At 57.9% G+C, this 18,274-nt stretch carries 23 protein-coding genes; 15 read left to right on the top strand and 8 right to left on the bottom strand.

All coding sequences use genetic code 11. The annotated features are described in order from the left end of the window. Nucleotides 1-9: 9 nt before the first annotated feature. Nucleotides 10-813, top strand: a complete 804-nt coding sequence (locus BLR16_RS10025) for a SirB1 family protein (protein WP_092194225.1) — start codon at nt 10-12, stop codon at nt 811-813. A 228-nt stretch (nt 814-1,041) separates the two neighbouring features. Here BLR16_RS10025 and BLR16_RS10020 read toward each other — a convergent pair whose 3' ends face one another. From BLR16_RS10020 to BLR16_RS10010, 3 genes are all read right to left on the bottom strand, one after another. Further along, a complete protein-coding gene (locus BLR16_RS10020) occupies nt 1,042-1,599 on the bottom strand; it encodes a hypothetical protein (RefSeq protein WP_003365464.1) in 558 nt (185 codons plus the stop codon). A 212-nt stretch (nt 1,600-1,811) separates the two neighbouring features. Continuing rightward, on the bottom strand, nt 1,812-2,723 hold the full coding sequence (locus tag BLR16_RS10015) for an SDR family oxidoreductase (protein WP_074805758.1): 912 nt from the start codon (nt 2,721-2,723) through the stop codon (nt 1,812-1,814). A gap of 110 nt (nt 2,724-2,833) precedes the next feature. After that, a complete protein-coding gene (locus tag BLR16_RS10010; RefSeq protein ID WP_003433653.1) occupies nt 2,834-3,286 on the bottom strand; it encodes a flavodoxin in 453 nt (150 codons plus the stop codon). Between the two features lie 206 nt (nt 3,287-3,492). Here BLR16_RS10010 and BLR16_RS10005 point away from each other — a divergent pair, with 206 nt between their 5' ends. From BLR16_RS10005 to BLR16_RS09975, 7 genes are all read left to right on the top strand, one after another. Further along, the gene (locus tag BLR16_RS10005; protein WP_003365472.1) at nt 3,493-4,098 is read left to right on the top strand and encodes a hypothetical protein; all 606 of its coding nucleotides are present in this window, start codon (nt 3,493-3,495) and stop codon (nt 4,096-4,098) included. A 151-nt stretch (nt 4,099-4,249) separates the two neighbouring features. Further along, a complete protein-coding gene (locus BLR16_RS10000) occupies nt 4,250-4,816 on the top strand; it encodes a putative antibiotic biosynthesis monooxygenase (RefSeq protein ID WP_003346204.1) in 567 nt (188 codons plus the stop codon). A gap of 233 nt (nt 4,817-5,049) precedes the next feature. After that, nucleotides 5,050-5,760 carry a dihydromonapterin reductase gene (gene folM / locus BLR16_RS09995; protein WP_003433655.1) on the top strand — a complete coding sequence of 237 codons (711 nt, stop codon included), beginning with the start codon at nt 5,050-5,052 and terminating at the stop codon, nt 5,758-5,760. A gap of 21 nt (nt 5,761-5,781) precedes the next feature. Beyond that, on the top strand, nt 5,782-6,345 hold the full coding sequence (gene folE / locus BLR16_RS09990; protein ID WP_003433656.1) for a GTP cyclohydrolase I FolE: 564 nt from the start codon (nt 5,782-5,784) through the stop codon (nt 6,343-6,345). Next, on the top strand, nt 6,345-6,716 hold the full coding sequence (gene folX, locus BLR16_RS09985) for a dihydroneopterin triphosphate 2'-epimerase (protein WP_003316983.1): 372 nt from the start codon (nt 6,345-6,347) through the stop codon (nt 6,714-6,716). Before folE ends, folX begins: the two co-directional genes overlap by 1 nt. 43 nt (nt 6,717-6,759) lie before the next feature. Next, on the top strand, nt 6,760-7,059 hold the full coding sequence (locus tag BLR16_RS09980; RefSeq protein ID WP_003365478.1) for a DUF1244 domain-containing protein: 300 nt from the start codon (nt 6,760-6,762) through the stop codon (nt 7,057-7,059). Further along, nucleotides 7,052-7,393 carry a HopJ type III effector protein gene (locus BLR16_RS09975; RefSeq protein ID WP_003433658.1) on the top strand — a complete coding sequence of 114 codons (342 nt, stop codon included), beginning with the start codon at nt 7,052-7,054 and terminating at the stop codon, nt 7,391-7,393. The genes BLR16_RS09980 and BLR16_RS09975 overlap by 8 nt, the downstream gene beginning before the upstream one ends. Before the next feature lie 261 nt (nt 7,394-7,654). Here the strand turns inward: BLR16_RS09975 and trxB are convergent, their stop codons facing one another. Beyond that, nucleotides 7,655-8,617, bottom strand: a complete 963-nt coding sequence (gene trxB / locus BLR16_RS09970; RefSeq protein WP_003316986.1) for a thioredoxin-disulfide reductase — start codon at nt 8,615-8,617, stop codon at nt 7,655-7,657. A gap of 359 nt (nt 8,618-8,976) precedes the next feature. On the opposite strand from trxB, the gene cysZ reads away from it, so the two are divergent. The 4 genes from cysZ to BLR16_RS09950 all read left to right on the top strand — a co-directional run bounded on the left by cysZ (nt 8,977) and on the right by BLR16_RS09950 (nt 11,397). Further along, a complete protein-coding gene (cysZ, locus tag BLR16_RS09965) occupies nt 8,977-9,738 on the top strand; it encodes a sulfate transporter CysZ (protein ID WP_003433659.1) in 762 nt (253 codons plus the stop codon). A gap of 182 nt (nt 9,739-9,920) precedes the next feature. Beyond that, complete coding sequence (locus BLR16_RS09960) at nt 9,921-10,265, top strand: hypothetical protein (RefSeq protein WP_003433661.1); 345 nt, start codon at nt 9,921-9,923, stop codon at nt 10,263-10,265. A 338-nt stretch (nt 10,266-10,603) separates the two neighbouring features. Next, nucleotides 10,604-10,900, top strand: a complete 297-nt coding sequence (locus BLR16_RS09955) for a hypothetical protein (protein WP_003433663.1) — start codon at nt 10,604-10,606, stop codon at nt 10,898-10,900. Continuing rightward, nucleotides 10,897-11,397 (top strand): hypothetical protein, encoded by a 501-nt coding sequence (locus BLR16_RS09950; protein WP_044310852.1) that lies wholly within the window; start codon nt 10,897-10,899, stop codon nt 11,395-11,397. Before BLR16_RS09955 ends, BLR16_RS09950 begins: the two co-directional genes overlap by 4 nt. A 40-nt stretch (nt 11,398-11,437) precedes the next feature. Here BLR16_RS09950 and BLR16_RS09945 read toward each other — a convergent pair whose 3' ends face one another. Beyond that, on the bottom strand, nt 11,438-11,860 hold the full coding sequence (locus BLR16_RS09945; RefSeq protein WP_223886491.1) for a flagellar protein FlhE: 423 nt from the start codon (nt 11,858-11,860) through the stop codon (nt 11,438-11,440). Between the two features lie 343 nt (nt 11,861-12,203). On the opposite strand from BLR16_RS09945, the gene BLR16_RS09940 reads away from it, so the two are divergent. After that, nucleotides 12,204-13,424 carry a glycosyltransferase family 4 protein gene (locus BLR16_RS09940; RefSeq protein WP_058416375.1) on the top strand — a complete coding sequence of 407 codons (1,221 nt, stop codon included), beginning with the start codon at nt 12,204-12,206 and terminating at the stop codon, nt 13,422-13,424. Here the strand turns inward: BLR16_RS09940 and BLR16_RS09935 are convergent. The 3 genes from BLR16_RS09935 to BLR16_RS09925 all read right to left on the bottom strand — a co-directional run bounded on the left by BLR16_RS09935 (nt 13,393) and on the right by BLR16_RS09925 (nt 15,759). Beyond that, complete coding sequence (locus BLR16_RS09935) at nt 13,393-14,496, bottom strand: NADH:flavin oxidoreductase (RefSeq protein ID WP_003365491.1); 1,104 nt, start codon at nt 14,494-14,496, stop codon at nt 13,393-13,395. The genes BLR16_RS09940 and BLR16_RS09935 overlap by 32 nt on opposite strands. A 157-nt stretch (nt 14,497-14,653) precedes the next feature. Then, complete coding sequence (locus BLR16_RS09930) at nt 14,654-15,142, bottom strand: glutathione peroxidase (protein WP_003365493.1); 489 nt, start codon at nt 15,140-15,142, stop codon at nt 14,654-14,656. A gap of 131 nt (nt 15,143-15,273) precedes the next feature. Next, the gene (locus BLR16_RS09925; protein WP_003365497.1) at nt 15,274-15,759 is read right to left on the bottom strand and encodes an FKBP-type peptidyl-prolyl cis-trans isomerase; all 486 of its coding nucleotides are present in this window, start codon (nt 15,757-15,759) and stop codon (nt 15,274-15,276) included. A gap of 14 nt (nt 15,760-15,773) precedes the next feature. On the opposite strand from BLR16_RS09925, the gene BLR16_RS09920 reads away from it, so the two are divergent. Together BLR16_RS09920 and pta are read left to right on the top strand one after the other, a co-directional pair. After that, the gene (locus tag BLR16_RS09920) at nt 15,774-16,079 is read left to right on the top strand and encodes a DUF3565 domain-containing protein (RefSeq protein ID WP_003365499.1); all 306 of its coding nucleotides are present in this window, start codon (nt 15,774-15,776) and stop codon (nt 16,077-16,079) included. Nucleotides 16,080-16,157: 78 nt separating this feature from the next. Further along, on the top strand, nt 16,158-18,248 hold the full coding sequence (gene pta / locus BLR16_RS09915) for a phosphate acetyltransferase (protein WP_003408730.1): 2,091 nt from the start codon (nt 16,158-16,160) through the stop codon (nt 18,246-18,248). Nucleotides 18,249-18,274 lie beyond the last annotated feature (26 nt).

Here is an 18,274-nt window from a genome sequence, read left to right as displayed (position 1 = left end):
GAGTGGTCCATGACGCCACGTCAGCATTGCCTGGCCTGCCTGCAACAGACACCGCCCTCGGTGTTTGAAGCTGCGTTATGGGTGTCGACCGAACATGACGCACATTTCGAGTGGCATGAGGTAATGAGCGAAATGGCCCAGTTGCAGCGCCAGATAAATTCAGCGCTGCCTGTCCTGCCTGCGCCTGAACTTGCCCAACCGCTGTTACGGCAACTCAATGCCCTGGGCTTTCAGCAGAATGACTGGAACCCTCCCAAACCCGATTCGGCCCTTCTGCACAAGATCGTGCTGCAGCGTCGAGGTCAGCCACTGGGGCTGGCAATGATTGTGCTGGAGATCGCACGGCGCCTGGACATTACCCTGGAAGGCGTGAATTTCCCGGGTCACTTCCTGTTGCGCGTGCCGGGTGCCGATCATCTGCTCGACCCCTGCAGCGGGCGCAGGCTCTATCCCGCTGACTGCCGCGAGCTGTTGATCAGGCAGTTCGGCCCAACCATGCAGCTGCGCGCCGAGCATATGACTCGCGCCACCCCGACCAGCATGCTGCAACGGTTGTCGCGCAACCTGCGGCATCTGCACCAGATCAACGATAATGTTCTTGCGGCGCTCAAGGATGCCGACCGCATCGTCGAACTGGGCCAGGCCACCAGCAGCGATCACCTGGCCCGCGCCAGCCTTTATCAGTTGCTCGAATGCCCGCAGGCCGAACGTTTCGATCTGGAACGCGCGCTATTGCTCAGTGAAGACCCGATGCAAAGACTCCAGCTTGCCGAGCGCCTGAGCCGCTTACCGTTAAACCACCGCGTTCATTGAGCAACCGGCTCATTCGCTGCGAATTGTTACCCGCCAGGTAATGCTGCATATCCTGTGCGGGGATTTTTCGGGCGCGTGATGGCGGTTAACCTGCGCGCGTTAAATCGACGTGGATTTGCAAGCTCCCTTGATCCTGCGTTTTGTTTGGCCGCCGTGCAGGTCTCTGTGCAGCGGCCTTTTTTATTGCCCGCAGATTAATACTCTCCGCGTTATATCGTGCAGCCTGCCTCAGCCCTTGGCATCCGGCGTTCTTTTGATCAGCCCCTTGTTTTCCATGTCCTTGATCTTGCGCATCTCGTAACTGTCGCCCGACTCGGCAAACACCTGAAGATTCTGCATGATATGGATGGTCCTGATGTAATCAGGCAATAGCGCCTTGGCATATGGATCGCCGCTCAGCGCCTTCTCTTTCATATCGATGATCCGATTGGCAAAAAACTCCAGCGCGTTGATTTCCTTGCTGGGGTCGACCAGTTTGCCTTTCTTGTCGAACTCATCGCCTGCGCGACTCATCAACTCGGCGGTGTGATTATCGATCATGCCGAACTTGTATAAAATCATCCCCGCTCTGTTGAGATCCTTGGGGGTTATCTGTTCGGGATTGAAGCCCTTGAACAGCGGCTTCATCTTGCGCTTTTCCATCGCCAGCGCATTGAGCGCAATCGAATTTTCACCCACCTCCTGAAGCACCTGGGTTACCTGTGCCGCAGCCTTCTTGACCTTGACTCGTTCAGGAGGCGCGGCGACGCTTACCGGTGGAAGTTCGCCCCATATTGATTTGGCCATGTGTCACTCCAGATATGAATGTGTTCGAACTTCATATCGGAGTGGAAGATGCTTAATTAATAGACCTGCAAAAATCCATACTCGACCTACAGGGCAAAAAGACAGTTCTTACATAACACAGTGAAACTTCCCATATACAATTAAGCACCCCCCTTAAAGATGCGCACACGTTCAACAAACACTCTCGTCTTGCGTCAGCTAGCAAAGGCGGGTTAGTTAACGTACTTCTGCAGGTTGACCATCATCTCTTTCAACGCTTCGCCAGTGTCGGCAGGATGCGCTGCGTTGACGAAATCACCAATCGCCTGCCACTGCTGCGCAACGTCTTGCGGGCTGAAACCTGTCTGCGGGTCGAAGCAGGCCCCCTGACTGCGCTGCCAACGGACCTTGCCGATCCAGCCGCCGCCCACTTCGAACAGGTCGCCACTGCTCTGACATTGTTCGCTGCACAGGTACACCACCAGCGGGCTGACCAGTTCGGGCTTGAGCAGCTCGAAGACATTAGCGGGGATCAGGCCCTCGGTCATGCGTGTGCCGCCCGTTGGCGCTATGGCGTTGACGAAGATGCGGTTCTTGCGACCTTCCAGCGCAAGGGTGCGGGTCAGCCCGTAAAGCCCCAGCTTGGCCGTCGCGTAATTGGCTTGCCCGAAGTTGCCGTAGATACCGGACGTCGATGACGTAAAGATCACCCGTCCGTAGTTCTGCTCGCGAAGGTAAGGCCAGGCGGCATGGGTGACTTTGTAAGCACCCTCGACATGGACGCGATAGACCAGATCCCAGTCGGCGTCCTGCATGTTGGCGAAGGTCTTGTCACGCAGGATGCCCGCGTTGTTGACCAGCACATCGATGCGTCCGAATGCGTCCAGCGCATGCTGCACGATGTGGCCGCCCTCGGTCACCGAATCATGATTGGCTATCGCTGTGCCGCCTGCCGCGCGAATCTCGGCGACGACGCGATCTGCGGCAGACGCGCTGGCACCTTCGCCATGCGCCGAACCGCCCAGGTCATTGACCACCACCCGCGCGCCATGTTTCGCAAACAGCAGCGCATGAGCCCGACCCAGCCCACCCCCTGCGCCGGTCACAACCACGACTTTATCGTCAAAACGTACTGACTCACTCATCGCTGGCTCCATGCCTCAGGAATACGTTGCGATGAGTATCGTCCACGTCCGGCACAGCCACAATCAACACTGCTGTGCTGAATCATGCCCGATAAAGACGCGCGATGTTTTCAGCCCAGGTGCTTGATGAACGCTTCCAGCCAAGGCTCGGCGTCGGTTTCCGGGGTGACGCTTTCGCTTCCGTCCAGACGCAACATATCCTGGACTTCGGTAACGCCCATTTCAGCGAACAATTCGCGCATCTGCTCACCGCCCGCGCAGAAGGTGTCGCCGTAACTGGCATCGCCCAGTGCAATCACCGCGCCGGGCAAGCCGCGCAGTTCGCCTGGCAGACCGTCGCGCAGCGCTGAATAAAGAGGCATGAGGTTGTCGGGCAACTCACCCATGCCGGTGGTCGATGTCACGGCCAGGATCGCCTGAGGCTCGAAGGCGAGCAGCTCCGGCAACATGAGCCGGGGATTGACGAGCGTCTCATGGCCGGCGGCACGCAACAAGGCAGCGGCGTGTCTGGCGACTTCCTCGGCCGATCCGTAGACCGTTCCACACACGATGGCGACTTTCATGGTTATTCCTGCAGCAGCTTAAAAAAGTGAAACATTATGCCTTAGAATGCCGTCTGAATTTTCTACGGACCATTCTGCCTTCGGTCTGCCCGGAGAAACACAGCAGAGTTGAAACACTTGAATGAAAAAATATGATGAATGGTCCGAACACATTACGGAATCAATGGTCTTTGTTCTCAATAACCGGTTAGACCGAGCCTCCGCCCATGCAACCTGATTCACTACTCACCCAGGCTGAGCTGGATTTTATCCAGAGCATGCACCGCAACCCTCAGCTGAACGTACGTGACAGTACGCGTAGCCTGCTGGTCAACGGTGGCATCCAGATTCAGGATCTGCTGACCCGACTGGCCGCTCATGAGCAGGTCACGATCCATGCGCAGTTCGAGAATCAGCAGATGAATTTCCCGCTGCATCTGGTCGAGGACGAATTCCACGCACTGCATCTGGAGCTCGGCGCGCCGAGTATTTTCGAGGAAGGCCCGAAGATCCGCCCATGGCGGCTTGTGCTGGAAGAACCCATCCCTCTCGAAACAGAAAAGGGTGCATTGACGGCACTCTGGGTTCATGAGTTGTCGTTCAAGGGTGTGTTGCTCGAGTACCGCAAGGAAGGCAAGCTGCCGAGAAACTTTTCCGCCTGGTTCAACCCGCCGGGTCAAGCGCCCATTCCGATGCGCGGCAAGCTGGAGCGAATGATCGGGCAAAACGTCGGTGCCTATCATTTCAGCAAGCATGGCAAGGACGATGCCGAGCGCTTGCGCCAGTACATCCTGCAAGAACATCGTCGCAAGCATCCATCCTTGCACAAGTAACCTGCCTGCCCGACAACGCTCTACCGGTCTATCAGCGTTTCAGGAATAATCCTTGCTTGCTGTTTACGTGAAGCTGTCGCGACCCACCATCCCGGATCGCGGCATGTGACCTCCCTACCCGGGAATTTCACGCCTCTACCGGAGATATACAATGTCTACCTCACCCGTCACCTTGATGGTTGCACGCCGCGTGGCGCAGGGTCGCTACCATGAAATGATGGCCTGGCTGCACGAAGGCGAACAGTTGGCCACGGACTTTCCAGGGTATCTGGGTTCAGGGGTACTGGCGCCGCCGCCCGGCGACGACGAATTTCAGATCATTTTCCGCTTCACCGATGAACACACCATGCACGCCTGGGAGCATTCCGCCTCCCGACGCTCCTGGCTGGTGCGCGGCAGCGGTCTTTTCGCACAACCTTCGGAGCATCGGGTCAGCGGCATCGACGGCTGGTTCGGCGCAATCGATCAGCGTCCGCCACGCTGGAAACAGGCTGTCGCGATCTGGCTGGCGTTTTTTCCCGTGTCGCTGATCTTCAACTTTCTACTCGGCCCGTTGCTCAATCATCTGGACCTGTTACCGCGCATCATGATCAGTACAGCGGTGCTCACCCCGCTGATGGTCTACCTGTTCATCCCGCTGTCCACGCGCCTGCTCGCACCCTGGCTGCAGAGCACGCCTGCACCGGCACGCCCGACGCAATCACCTTCCCCTCGCTAGACTCATAAAGACCTGTACACCTTTACACCTCGGTACAGGTCTTGGTCGCGTCCCAGCCCCGCTCGTTCCCTCAACCTCCCCGTGCTCAGCGCCTTCGAGCACTGCCTCGGCGAGTTTCATGATGTCCAGGGTTGTACAAAAAAATTCTCTGGTATAACTTTGCCTGTAAACCGGAAGAAACAATCGACCGTACAATCCCCGTCCACTACGGATAACCGATACGTGAGCTGTCGATGGCAATGTCTTCTGCACCTATCCTGATCACCGGCGCCAGCCAGCGCGTGGGCCTGCATTGCGCCTTGCGTCTGCTGGAACACGGGCAACGGGTGATCATCAGTTATCGCACCGAGCACGAAAGTGTGACGGAACTGCGCCAGGCCGGCGCGGTGGCCATCCACGGGGATTTTTCCTGCGAAGCCGGCATCATGGCTTTTGTCGAGCTGTTGAAAACCCAGACCTCGAGCCTGCGGGCCATTGTCCACAACGCTTCCGAGTGGCTGGCAGAAACACCGGGCGATGAAGCCGACAACTTCACACGCATGTTCAACGTGCACATGCTGGCGCCCTACCTGATCAATCTGCATTGCGAGTCGTTGCTGACCGCCAGTGAGGTCGCTGACATCGTGCATATCAGCGATGACGTGACCCGCAAGGGCAGCAGCAAGCATATCGCCTACTGCGCAACCAAGGCCGGCCTGGAAAGCCTGACGCTGTCCTTCGCCGCCAGGTTCGCCCCACTTGTCAAAGTCAACGGCATAGCACCGGCGCTGTTGATGTTTCAACCCAAGGATGATGCGGCCTACCGCGCCAACGCCCTGGCCAAGTCGGCCCTGGGCATAGAGCCTGGTGCAGAAGTGATCTACCAGAGCCTGCGTTACCTTCTGGACAGCACCTATGTCACCGGCACAACACTGACCGTAAACGGCGGACGGCACGTCAAGTAAGCCGCCCCGAGGATCATTCTGATGAGTTCGTCCCTGCCCCAGCACTATCGAGACATTCTGCTCGGCCTTGGTGAAGATCCAGACCGCGAAGGTCTCCTGGATACGCCGAAACGCGCCTCCAAAGCCATGCAGTATCTGTGTCATGGCTACACCCAGAGCGTCGAAGAGATCGTCAATGGCGCCCTGTTCGCCTCCGACAACGATGAAATGGTCATCGTCCAGAACATCGAGTTGTACTCGCTTTGCGAGCACCACCTGCTGCCGTTCATAGGCAAGGCGCATGTGGCGTATATTCCGACCGGCAAGGTACTGGGCCTGTCGAAGATCGCACGCATCGTCGACATGTTTGCCCGCCGTCTGCAGATTCAGGAAAACCTGACCAAACAGATTGCTGATGCGATTCAGAAAGTCACCGGAGCCGCCGGTGTGGCTGTGGTCATCGAAGCCCAGCACATGTGCATGATGATGCGCGGCGTCGAAAAGCAGAATTCAACCATGAACACGTCAGTGATGCTGGGGGCCTTCCGTGACTCGAGCAACACACGCATGGAGTTTCTGCAATTGATCGGACGGAGCAGACAATAATGGCAAGACTCGAACCTGGCACCGCGCGCATCCGGGTCAAGGACCTGCGCCTGCGTACCTTCATCGGCATCAATGAGGACGAAATCCTCAACAAACAGGACGTGCTGATCAACCTGACGATTCTCTATGCCGCTCAGGAAGCGGTCCGGGATAACGACATCGAGCATGCCCTCAACTATCGCACCATCACCAAGGCCATCATCCAGCACGTCGAGGGCAATCGCTTTGCCCTGCTGGAAAGACTGACCCAGGAAGTGCTGGATCTGGTGATGAGCCACGAGGCGGTGACCTACGCTGAAGTGGAAGTCGACAAGCCGCATGCCCTGCGCTTTGCCGAGTCGGTATCGATCACGCTCGCCGGTCAACGCTGAAACTCTTATCATGACCTCAACCGTCTACTGAAAAGAGCCCGTCATGACCGAGCAAGAACGCCTCGAACTCGAAGCCGCAGCCTTCCGCCGACTGGTCGCGCATCTGGACAGCCGCAAGGATGTCCAGAACATCGACCTGATGAACCTGTCCGGCTTTTGCCGTAATTGCCTGTCCAAGTGGTACAAGGCCGCCGCTGACGAAAAGCACATCGACCTCAGCCTCGATGATGCGCGCGAAGTGGTTTATGGCATGCCATACAGCGAGTGGAAAGCCCGCTATCAGAAAGAAGCGAACGCCGAACAACAGGCGGCGTTCGTCAAGGAAACCAAACAACATGACTGATCTGAATTCCCTGCGCACCCGCCTGCGCAGCGGCGAGCATGCGTTTGCCGACACCCTGGCGTTCATCACCGAAGGCTACGACTACCAGCCTCAGGCCTTCAGAAACGGCGACGTCGACAATGCTGCCGGACAAAACGAAGGGTCGTGCAAGACGCTGGGCCTGGCGCTACTGGAAGGCTTGACTGACGAGGAGGCACTGCTGGCGTTCGGCGAGCATTACCGCTCGGTACAAGCCACACCTGAAGGCAGCGACCACGGCAATATCCGTGCGCTGATCGCGAATGGTCTGGCGGGTGTGAAGTTTGAAGGCGAGCCGCTCAAGCGCAAGGCTTGATCGGCTGGGTTGAAATCACATCGTTCTAGTGCCCATACCTGGGCACTCCACGCTATACACGCGTCCTGGTAAACCCGGAAAACGGGGTTAAACACAACATGAGGCAGAGTACAGCCCACTGTGGGAGTGAGCTTGCTCACGAAGGCATCGGTTCAAACACCCTGTTTCTGGGGAATGTGCTGACCTCCTCGCGAGCAATGCGGATCGCTCCGCTCCCATAAGATTTGTGTATAGCGATGAGCGCTTGGGCACGAGAGCAAATCAGAACGATACGTCAGCCAGCCCGTCCAGGTAGCGCTCGACGTCCAGTGCCGCCATGCAGCCGGCACCGGCCGAGGTAATGGCCTGGCGATACACGTGGTCAGCCACGTCGCCGGCAGCGAATACGCCTTCGACGCTGGTCGCCGTGGCGTTGCCTTCACGGCCACCCTGCACAACCATGTAACCGTCTTTCAAGGCCAGCTGACCGTCGAACAACGAGGTGTTTGGTGTGTGGCCGATCGCGATGAACACACCGTCGACTTTCAGCTCGCTGCTGCTGCCGTCGTTGTTCTTCAGGCGCGCACCGGTCACACCCATGTTGTCACCCAGAACTTCGTCCAGTGTGGCGTTGAGCTTGAGTTCGATCTTGCCCTCGGCGACACGTGCGTGCAGCTTGTCGATCAGGATCTTCTCGGCACGGAAGGTTTCGCGACGGTGAACCAGGGTCACCTTGCTGGCGATGTTGGCCAGATACAGCGCCTCTTCAACCGCCGTGTTACCACCACCCACCACTGCGACTTCACGGTTGCGATAGAAGAAGCCATCGCAGGTGGCGCAGGCAGACACACCCTTGCCCATGAACGCTTCTTCCGATGGCAGGCCCAGGTAGCGGGCGCTGGCGCCGGTGGCAATGATCAGAGCATCGCAGGTGTAGGTTGCGCTATCGCCCTGCAGGCTGAACGGCTTGCCAGCCAGGTCAACGGAATTGATGTGGTCGAAGACAATTTCAGTCTCGAAACGCTCGGCATGCTCGCGCATGCGTTCCATCAGCGCAGGACCGGTCAGACCGTGCGGGTCGCCTGGCCAGTTATCAACTTCTGTAGTCGTGGTCAATTGGCCGCCAGCCTGCATGCCAGTGATCAGCAGAGGCTTGAGGTTGGCGCGAGCGGCGTAGACCGCAGCGCTGTAACCGGCAGGGCCGGAACCGAGAATGATCACTCGGGAATGACGTACGTCTGACATGACACACTCCTATCGACCGACCGTTTACGCCGCGGTCGGGACGGCTGGATAAAAAGGACCACCGAAACGCTTGGGGAAGCGTCGTTTGGTTCGGCAGGTCCTGAAAATTCTGACCTGAAGGACAGGTCCTAGATTGCCGAACAGCCTATCGGGGCCGCAGAGGTTAAGGAAATATCGTTTCACAATCCACCCTATAGGTCACTTCTATAGCGCGGGCGCTTGAAAGCGGCGCCATCCGGATATTCTTCGTCGAAGGATACGCCACAAGTCTGACATGCTCAAAAACCGTCGGCGCTCCGCTCTTTCATGGCCATCACAAAGCCGGTAAGGTCACGCCTTTCAAGCACTCGGAGACTCCCATGCCCGCTCCCGCCCTTACCGGCCCGCAATACCTGAGAGAGGGCCTGAAACTGGTCCTCAGCCCTGGCTTGCGCTTGTTCGTTCTACTGCCATTGAGCATCAACGTGGTGTTGTTCTGCGGCCTGATCTATCTGGCGGTGCACCAGTTCGAGCTGTGGGTCGACACCTTCATGCCGACCCTGCCCCACTGGCTGAGCTTTCTCAGTTATATCCTCTGGCCACTGTTCGTGGCGCTGGTGCTGCTGATGGTGTTTTTCACTTTCACCATGGTCGCCAACATCATTGCCGCACCGTTCAATGGGTTTCTGTCCGAAAAGGTCGAAGCCGTGGTTCGTGGCGTAGACGAATCGCCCGATTTCAGCTGGGCCGAACTGGTTGCCATGGTGCCCCGCACCCTGGCCCGCGAAGCACGCAAGCTGGGCTACATGCTGCCACGCATGCTCGGCCTGTTCATCCTGTCGTTCATCCCGGTCGCCAACATCATCGCCGCCCCGCTGTGGCTGTTGTTCGGGGTGTGGATGATGGCGATCCAGTACATCGACTACCCCGCCGACAACCACAAGCTGGGCTGGAACGAAATGCTCGGCTGGCTGAAAAGCAAGCGCTGGCAAAGCCTGAGCTTCGGCGGCATTGTCTACGTCGCCTTGCTGATCCCGGTGGTCAACCTGCTGATGATGCCCGCGGCAGTGGCCGGTGCAACGCTGTTCTGGGTGCGCGAGCGCGGCGCGGATGCGTTGCCGGTGACCCACGCACGAGGCTGAATGCCGACCTGCCGGGCCGCGCCATGCGGTTCGGCACACCCGAAGAAAAATCACACGCATATAAATATGCACCGCAACTCACCCCGCCAACCAAGGCTAAATGGGGCCTCAATCAATCCGTTCATGTGAAGCCAGCTTCCATGAAACTCAGCGACACATGAACTTAACAAGGAAGTTAAATCATGAATGCTCAAGTAAATCCTGCTGCACTGACCACCGACAACGCAACCGTTCAGGAAAAGATCCGCGCCTTTCTGGTCAGTGAACTGGCCGAATGGTCGATCAATCCGGACGACGTATACATCAACGGTGTGAACGCCCCTGAAGAAGGCGTGGTCATCAGCTCCAATTCGCTGACAGCCGAAGCCGCGAACCGTGTTTTCGAGAAAGATGCCCCTGCCTATTCCACCCGTACCGCCGGCCTGTTCACCGTCGCCTATTCGTATGCCGATGAACATCGTCTGGATGCACCGGACCTGGCCAAAGTGGGCGAAGTGATCGGCCAACTGGTTCGTGATCTGGGCTGATCGCCCTGCTTGACCGGCTAAGTGACGACGACGCCTGAGAGCGTGCCGAACAGATAATGAGTTATCTGTTCGGCACTCCAGCATTAAAAGGGAAACTTCTTACAGCTATATATCAGCACTCTTACAAGCAGCTTATAGAACTCCATTCCGTGTAACGGCAGCGACTTGCCGCAACCCGACACTGCTTGCCGAGATATGAAAAAACATTACACGTAGGAATATTGCGTAGGACATATCTTCCCGACCTCTAATACAAGACCGCAACGACGTAGGAACAACCAATACATTAAATATGGCATTACCCTTGCTTTCCTGATTAAAAAACAGGAGTAATCGCTATGGAAATAAAAACAGAATCTGCCGCAGAACAACTCTCCTCCTACCGACCCGCATCCCTCGAAAGACTACCGGAAAACCGTTCAGGTCAGTTTGCAAGCCTGTTGAACGCTGCCATCACACAGACGGAGAAAAAACCTCCAGCCGCATTACCCGCAACACTCGGCAGTTCAGCAATGTCCCGCTCAACTCGCTTCATGGATAGCATGACGATCGAACAACGCAGATCCATTGTGGAGGATAAAGAATTCGTGCCTATGCCTGCAGCAATGGAACGTGCGCGAGGGATTTTCAAATGACCCACACCGACAATGTTTCGCCATTCCTGAACGTTACACCGTTCGGTGTACGGTACAAAACAACACCACGCCCCCCGGCATCAACACCTGAAAGCTTCGCTAGCGTACTTCAAGAAGCCGTCCGCGAAAAAGAAACACCTCACTGCGCAAGGACAATCCTGCGAGGAGGAGAGCTCAGGCCCAAGTTGATGGCACAAGCTCAAAGCAGTCCGGTCGAAGCGAGCTTCCTGGCCAGACACTATGCGTACAATTCATTGACTGGCGAGGGAGTGGATCTATCTGATTACCCCGTGATTCGTTACTGCGCCACGGGCAAGATAGTCACACCCGAGTCGAGCGCTTACTTTCAGAAAATCGGGGGGTGTATGCAAAAAGAGCGAACAGCCCTTTATGAAGAAGAATATTTGAAAGGTACGCCTGCGGCCAGGATACTTGAAAAGATACTAAACTTTAACGACGCTCTTCCTCTCGCATTTCGTGACATGGCAAATTGGTAGCCTGAGCGCCCTCCCTGTCTGGGGGAGGGCGCTTGTGAGATTACCAATCGACAGTTATTCGCCCTTGCTGTCCAGCGACTGGCACCCTTCCCGCCTCTCCAACCTTCATCGTGTAATAGAACTTGCGACGTGCAGACTGATTACCGAAAAACGTTGTGGACCCCGTTCGCTGACGTGATACGTTCAGGCATACGCTGACACCTTGGCACAAGTAGACCTCAAGCCCCTGAGGCCAGCCCAACACGCTCCAGTTCCAACTGACACTTTTGATCGTCGCTGTCACAGGCGCATGCCTGCTTACTGGCAGCTCAGCGGTGTGAACATAGCCTTTTGAATGAATAACCGGCAGAGCAATCGACGATTGATAGTTTCCAGCCAGTGCAAGGTTCGAAAAGGCTAAAAGTGCCAAAGCAATTCCTGAAGCCGAACGAGCCCATTTCAATTTATTGTCGTTAAATTTCATTTCACTTCCCTAGTATATTGATAAGCAGGAACAACTAAAAATCCAGCCATTCCAAACCAACGTTAACGAACCACACGATTCGATAACCCGACATTACTAGGCAAACAGATAATATCAACACGTATCAGAACGGACTACACGCTTTTAGGAAACGATGTGAACACCTGTAGGAAGCCAATTAACTTTATCGTGAGTTTTATTGAAATCATTGTACAGCTTATGCGTTTACCTATTAACTATCCCGCGCAGCCTCACACCAACCTCCTCACCTTACCGACGCCCTATCACCAATCCATCACACAACCGCCACATAACCGAAATGTAACCCGCCGAAACTGCTCCCATGAGCCAAATTCTTAATGTCACCCTGATTACTGAAACCTTCACTCCCGAGATCAACGGCGTTGCCAATACCCTGGGGCGTCTTTGTGAAGGGTTGCGGTTGCGCGGGCACCGGGTCGAGCTGGTGCGGCCACGTCAGAACGACGAGATCGGCGTGGGCGCTGCAGAGGACCTGCTGCTCTGCCGGGGCTGGCCGATACCGGGCTATCCAGGGTTGCAATGGGGTCAGTCTTCTATGCACAAGCTGTTGCGCCGCTGGCAGCGGCGTCGACCGGATGTGCTGTACATCGCCACTGAAGGCCCGCTGGGTTTGTCGGCGCTACGGGCAGCTCGGCGCTTGGGAATAGCGGTGATCAGCGGCTTTCACACCAACTTTCCACAGTACACGCAGCAATACGGCATGGGGTTTATCACTCGGCTGCTGACCCACTACCTACGCTGGTTCCACAACCGCTCGCGCATGACGCTGGTGCCGAGCATCAGCCAGAAGGTGGAACTGGAGCGGCGCGGCTTTGAAAGGATCGAGTTGTTGTCTCGTGGTGTCGACAGCCAGATGTTCAACCCGTCCAGGCGTTCGCAGGCTCTGCGCGAAAGCTGGGGCCTGCAAGCAGGTGATATCGGCGTCATACACGTCGGCCGCCTGGCACCCGAGAAAAACCTGGGCTTGCTCAAAGCCAGCTTCGAAACCCTAAAGGACAGTTACCCGCAACGTAATATCAAACTGATTGTTGTCGGCGATGGACCGCAGCGCCAGCAGCTTGAGGAGCAGATCCCGGATGCGATCTTCTGCGGCACTCAGCGCGGTGAAGTGCTGGCCATGCACTATGCCTCGGCAGATATGTTTCTGTTCCCCAGCCTGACCGAAACGTTCGGCAACGTGGTCCTTGAAGCGCTGGCCTCAGGGCTGGGTGTGGTCGCTTACGACGAAGCCGCTGCCGGGCAGCATATTCGTCATGGCCACAATGGGGCCTTGGCCATGCCGGGTGACGAGGCGGCATTCATCGATGCGGCGCGCTGGTTGCTGGAAGACAGCGAAACATTGCGCCGGGTGCGCCTCAATGCTCGTCAACACGCCAGTCGCCAGGGCTGGACGGCGATAATCGATCAGTTCGAACGGCAATTGCGTGAGGCCTGCCCGGGCGAAAAACCTGTAAATGCCAAAGAGATCAGGCCGGTAGCCAGCAAGAAGATCAGACCAGTGTCATCAGTGCGTCTCGACTGAAAGGCAGGATGTCCTGCTCGCGGCCCTCGCGCACTTTCAATGCCCAATCCGGATCGACCAGCAGCGCACGTCCCACCGCCACCAGATCGAACTCGTCGTTGCCCAGCCGCTTCATTAGATTTTCCAGGCTGGCCGGCTGAGCGACCTTGTCGGTGTTGACCATGAACTGCAGGAACTCGCCGTCCAGTCCGACGCTGCCGACAGTAATGGTCGGTTTGCCGGTCAGCTTGCGCGTCCAGCCCGCCAGGTTCAGGTCGGAGCCTTCGAACTCAGGCTCCCAGAAACGCCGGGTAGAGCAATGAAAGATATCCACACCAGCATCGGCCAGAGGCTGCAGAAACTCGCCCAGCGCCTCGGGCGTTTGTACCAGACGCGCGGCGTAATCCTGCTGCTTCCATTGTGAGAAACGGAAGATGATCGGGTAGTCCGGGCCCACTGCGGCGCGCACGGCCTTGATCAGTTCGAGGGCAAAACGTGAGCGGTTGGCGAGGCTGCCGCCGTACTCGTCGCTGCGCTGATTGCTGCCTTCCCAGAAGAACTGATCGACCAGGTAACCGTGAGCCCCATGAATTTCGACACCGTCCATGCCAATTGCCTTGGCATCGGCGGCAGCCTGGGCGAAGGCCGCCACGACTTCGTCGATGTCCTGCTTGCTCATGCCATGCACCAGCACCTGACCGTCCTTGACCTTCTCCATCGGCCCGTAGGCAGGCACGCTGCCATCCGGCTCGGTGCCAGGACGGCGAACTGCGCCGACGTGCCAGAGTTGCGGAACGATGCTGCCGCCCTCCGCATGTACTGCCTCGACCACCTTGCGCCAGCCGGCCAGTGGCGCGTCACCGAAAAATTGCGGGACATTCGGATAACCGTTGGATGCCTTGTGATCGACCGTCGTACCTTCGGTGATAATCAGCCCGACACCTGCCGCCGCGCGCCGCCGGTAGTACTCGACGACCTTCGAGTTGGGCACGTGCCCTGGCGAAAACGAACGGGTCATGGGGGCCATGACCACACGCGATGACAGCTCCAGGCTGCCCAGACGGAAAGGCGTGAACAAGGCTTCTGCCGACATGCGCAACTCCTGTGAAATGGTCGATTGTCATCAGGCGCGCAGAGTATCGCCGGGCGTCTGCGGTGGCCCAGTACTATTGATCTGGCTGATTTGAGTTCAAAAGCGACGAGCGCGCAAGAAAGCCGGGCGAATGCGAAATGCTACCCCGGCTATACGATCAGCCTTGCGCCAGGGCCTTTTCAATGGCCTGGATCACGGCAGGATCATCCGGAGTGGTACGCGGAGAAAAACGTGCGCTGACACCACCGTTCTTGCCGACCAGAAACTTTTCGAAGTTCCAGGTGATATCCCCGGGAAACTCGGCACCCTCGCCCGCCAGCAAACGGTAAAGCGAGTGACGATCAGGGCCGTTGACGTCGAGTTTTTCACCCAGCGTAAACGTCACGCCATAGTTGAGCTGGCAAAACTCGGCGATCTCTTGCTCGGTACCTGGTTCCTGCCCGGCAAACTGGTTGCACGGCAGACCCAGTATCTCCAGGCCTTGGTCCTTGTACTGCTGATAGAGGTTTTCAAGTGCCGCGTACTGCGGTGTCAGCCCGCATTTGGACGCGACGTTGACCACCAGAACCACTTTGTTCCTGAAATTCGCCAGCGGCAGTTCCTGGCCACCCAGCGCTTTCAATTTGATGTCGTGAAAAGCACTCATGAGAACCCCTTTTGAAACAAGTCGCCCCAGGCTACAACCTGAAAAAAGGCACCGTGACCGCACGCGTAACGAAAGTCGTCATCGCAGAACAGCCAGGGCGCCTTTTCAGTGCCTGAGCTTAGCAGCACAAATCAGTGTTGATGGCCGCCTTCACCATGAACATGGCCGTGCGCCATTTCTTCTTCACTGGCATCACGGATGGCCACAACCTTCACGTCGAAGTTCAGACGCTGACCCGCGAGCGGATGGTTGCCGTCAACGGTGACATCGTCGCCTTCCAGATCACGGATAGTCACGATCTGCATGCCGCCATCCGGGCCGGAAGCGTGAAACTGCATGCCGACTTCGAGCTTGTCGACGCCTTCGAACATGCTGCTGCTCAGGGTGCTGACCAGTTCGGCCGAGTACTCACCGTAGGCGTCTTCGGGCTCGACGGCAACGTTCAGCTGGTCGCCTACTTCCTTGCCTTCCAGTGCCTTTTCCAGGCCCGGGATGATGTTGCCTGCACCGTGCAGGTAAACCAGCGGCGCACCACCGGTAGAACTGTCGATGACCTCACCAGCGTCGTTGGTCAGGGTATAGTCAATGGAGACAGCCTTATTGGCGGCGATCGGCATGGGGACAAGACCTTTTGCTTAAGATTGAAGAACGGGCAAGTTTAACCAAGCAATCGCCCGAAAGCGAACGCAACTCTGACGGACGGCCCGCTTTGAAAGGTTCAATCGTTATCGATCTGAGACAGGACGAGCACGGGCACTGGTTCGCGCTGCTGTCGTGCGGCCACACCCAGCACCTGCGTCATGATCCTCCGTGGCAGTCACGCCCTTGGGTACTCGACCCTGCACAGCGTCAACAGATGACCGGTAAAGCCTTTCGTTGCGGCTGGTGTGCGAACGCCGCAGATAACGATAGTCTTGCCGCAGAGAAATCGCGTTAGACGGTTTCCGGACTTTTTCGGTCGGCAGCGCTTCCCTATGTGCTGCGACCCCTTGCACTGCTCAATCGAGAAGCCAGTATGCAGACTTTTTTTATCGCCCCCACTGACTTTGGCGTGGGGTTGACCTCCATCAGCCTGGGACTGGTGCGCACGCTGGAGCGCGCCGGCTTGAAAGTAGGCTTTTTCAAACCGATCGCCCAGCCACACCCCGGCGATCTGGGCCCCGAGCGCTCGACCGAACTGATGGCTCGCACCCACGGCCTCAAGCCACCCAAGCCTCTGGGGCTGGCGCATGTCGAACGCATGCTCGGTGATGGTCAACTGGATGAACTGCTCGAAGAGATCATCAATCTTTATCAACAGGCAGCGGTCGGCAAGGATGTGCTGGTAGTCGAAGGCATGGTCCCGACCCGCAGCGCGAGCTATGCCGCGCGGGTCAATCTGCATTTGGCCAAGAGCCTGGATGCCGAAGTCATTCTGGTCTCCGCCCCGGAAAATGAAGTGCTCGCCGATCTGTCGGGCAGGGTCGAATTGCAGGCCCAGCTGTTTGGCGGCCCCAAGGACCCCAAGGTGCTGGGGGTGATACTCAACAAGGTGCGTACCGAAGAGAGCATGGAAGTCTTCGCCTCGCGCCTGAAAGAGCACTCGCCGTTGCTGCGCAGTGGCGACTTTCGCCTGCTGGGCTGCATTCCGTATCGCGCCGAACTCAACGCACCGCGTACCCGCGATGTGGCCGAGCTGCTCGGCGCGCAGGTGCTGAACGCAGGCGACTACGATCAGCGCCGCATGACCAGAATCATCATTTGTGCCCGTACCGTGCTCAACACGGTTCCGTTGCTCAAGCCGGGTGTGCTGGTGGTGACGCCGGGTGACCGCGACGACATCATCCTGGCGGTGAGCCTTGCAGCCATAAACGGCGTACCGCTGGCCGGCCTCCTGTTGACCAGCGATACCGTGCCCGACCCACGCATCATGGAGCTGTGTCGCGGCGCGCTGCAGGCGGGGCTGCCGGTGCTGTCGGTCAGCAGCGGCTCGTATGACACGGCCAATCGCCTGAATCAGTTGAACAAGGAAATCCCCATCGATGACCGCGAGCGCGCGGAAAACATCACCGATTTCGTTGCCAGTCATCTGGACGCCAACTGGCTGCACCAGCGCTGCGGCACGCCCCGCGAGCTGCGCCTGTCGCCCGCGGTGTTTCGCTATCAGTTGATCCAGCGCGCGCAGGCGGCCAACAAGCGCATCGTACTGCCTGAAGGCAACGAGCCGCTGACCATCCAGGCCGCCGCCATCTGCCAGGCGCGCGGTATCGCGCGTTGCGTGTTGCTGGCCAGACCCGAGGAAGTGCACGCCGTTGCGCAGGCGCACGGCATCGAGCTGCCGCAGGGGCTGGAAATTCTTGATCCGGACCTGATTCGCGAACGCTATGTTGCGCCGATGGTGGAACTGCGCAAAAGCAAAAGCCTGAATGCCCCCATGGCCGAGCAACAGCTCGAAGACCCGGTGGTGATCGGTACGGTGATGCTGGCGCTGGACGAGGTAGACGGGCTGGTGTCCGGCGTCATTCACTCCACCGCCAACACCATCCGCCCGGCCCTGCAACTGATCAAGACCGCGCCAGGCTGCACGCTGGTGTCTTCAGTGTTCTTCATGCTCTTTCCCGAGCAGGTGCTGATGTACGGCGACTGCATCATGAACCCCCATCCGAGCGCCAGCGAGCTGTCCGAGATTGCCTTGCAGAGCGCCGATTCGGCCACTGCGTTCGGCATCTCGCCGCGCGTGGCGATGATCAGTTATTCCAGCGGCAACTCGGCCAGCGGCGAAGAGGTCGAGAAGGTCCGCGAAGCGACGCAACTGGCACGCGAAACCCGCCGCGATCTATTGATCGACGGGCCGCTGCAGTATGATGCGGCCGCCAACGAACAGGTCGCCCGACAGCTGGCTCCGGACAGCGCGGTCGCAGGACGCGCCAACGTGTTCGTGTTCCCGGACCTGAACACCGGCAATACCACGTACAAGGCGGTGCAACGCAGTGCCGACTGTGTGAGCCTCGGCCCGATGCTGCAAGGCCTGCGCAAACCGGTAAACGATCTGCCGCGCGGCGCGCAGGTCGACGACATTGTCTACACCATCGCGCTGACAGCCATACAGGCCGACACGCTGTCCTGATACCTGACACGAGTGCCGCAGAGCAG

Origin of the sequence: Pseudomonas sp. BS3767, from assembly GCF_900099665.1 — a bacterium.
Lineage (GTDB): Bacteria > Pseudomonadota > Gammaproteobacteria > Pseudomonadales > Pseudomonadaceae > Aquipseudomonas > Aquipseudomonas cerasi.
Note: the sequence above shows the minus strand (reverse complement) of the source record. Positions and strands in the feature narration are given on the sequence as shown.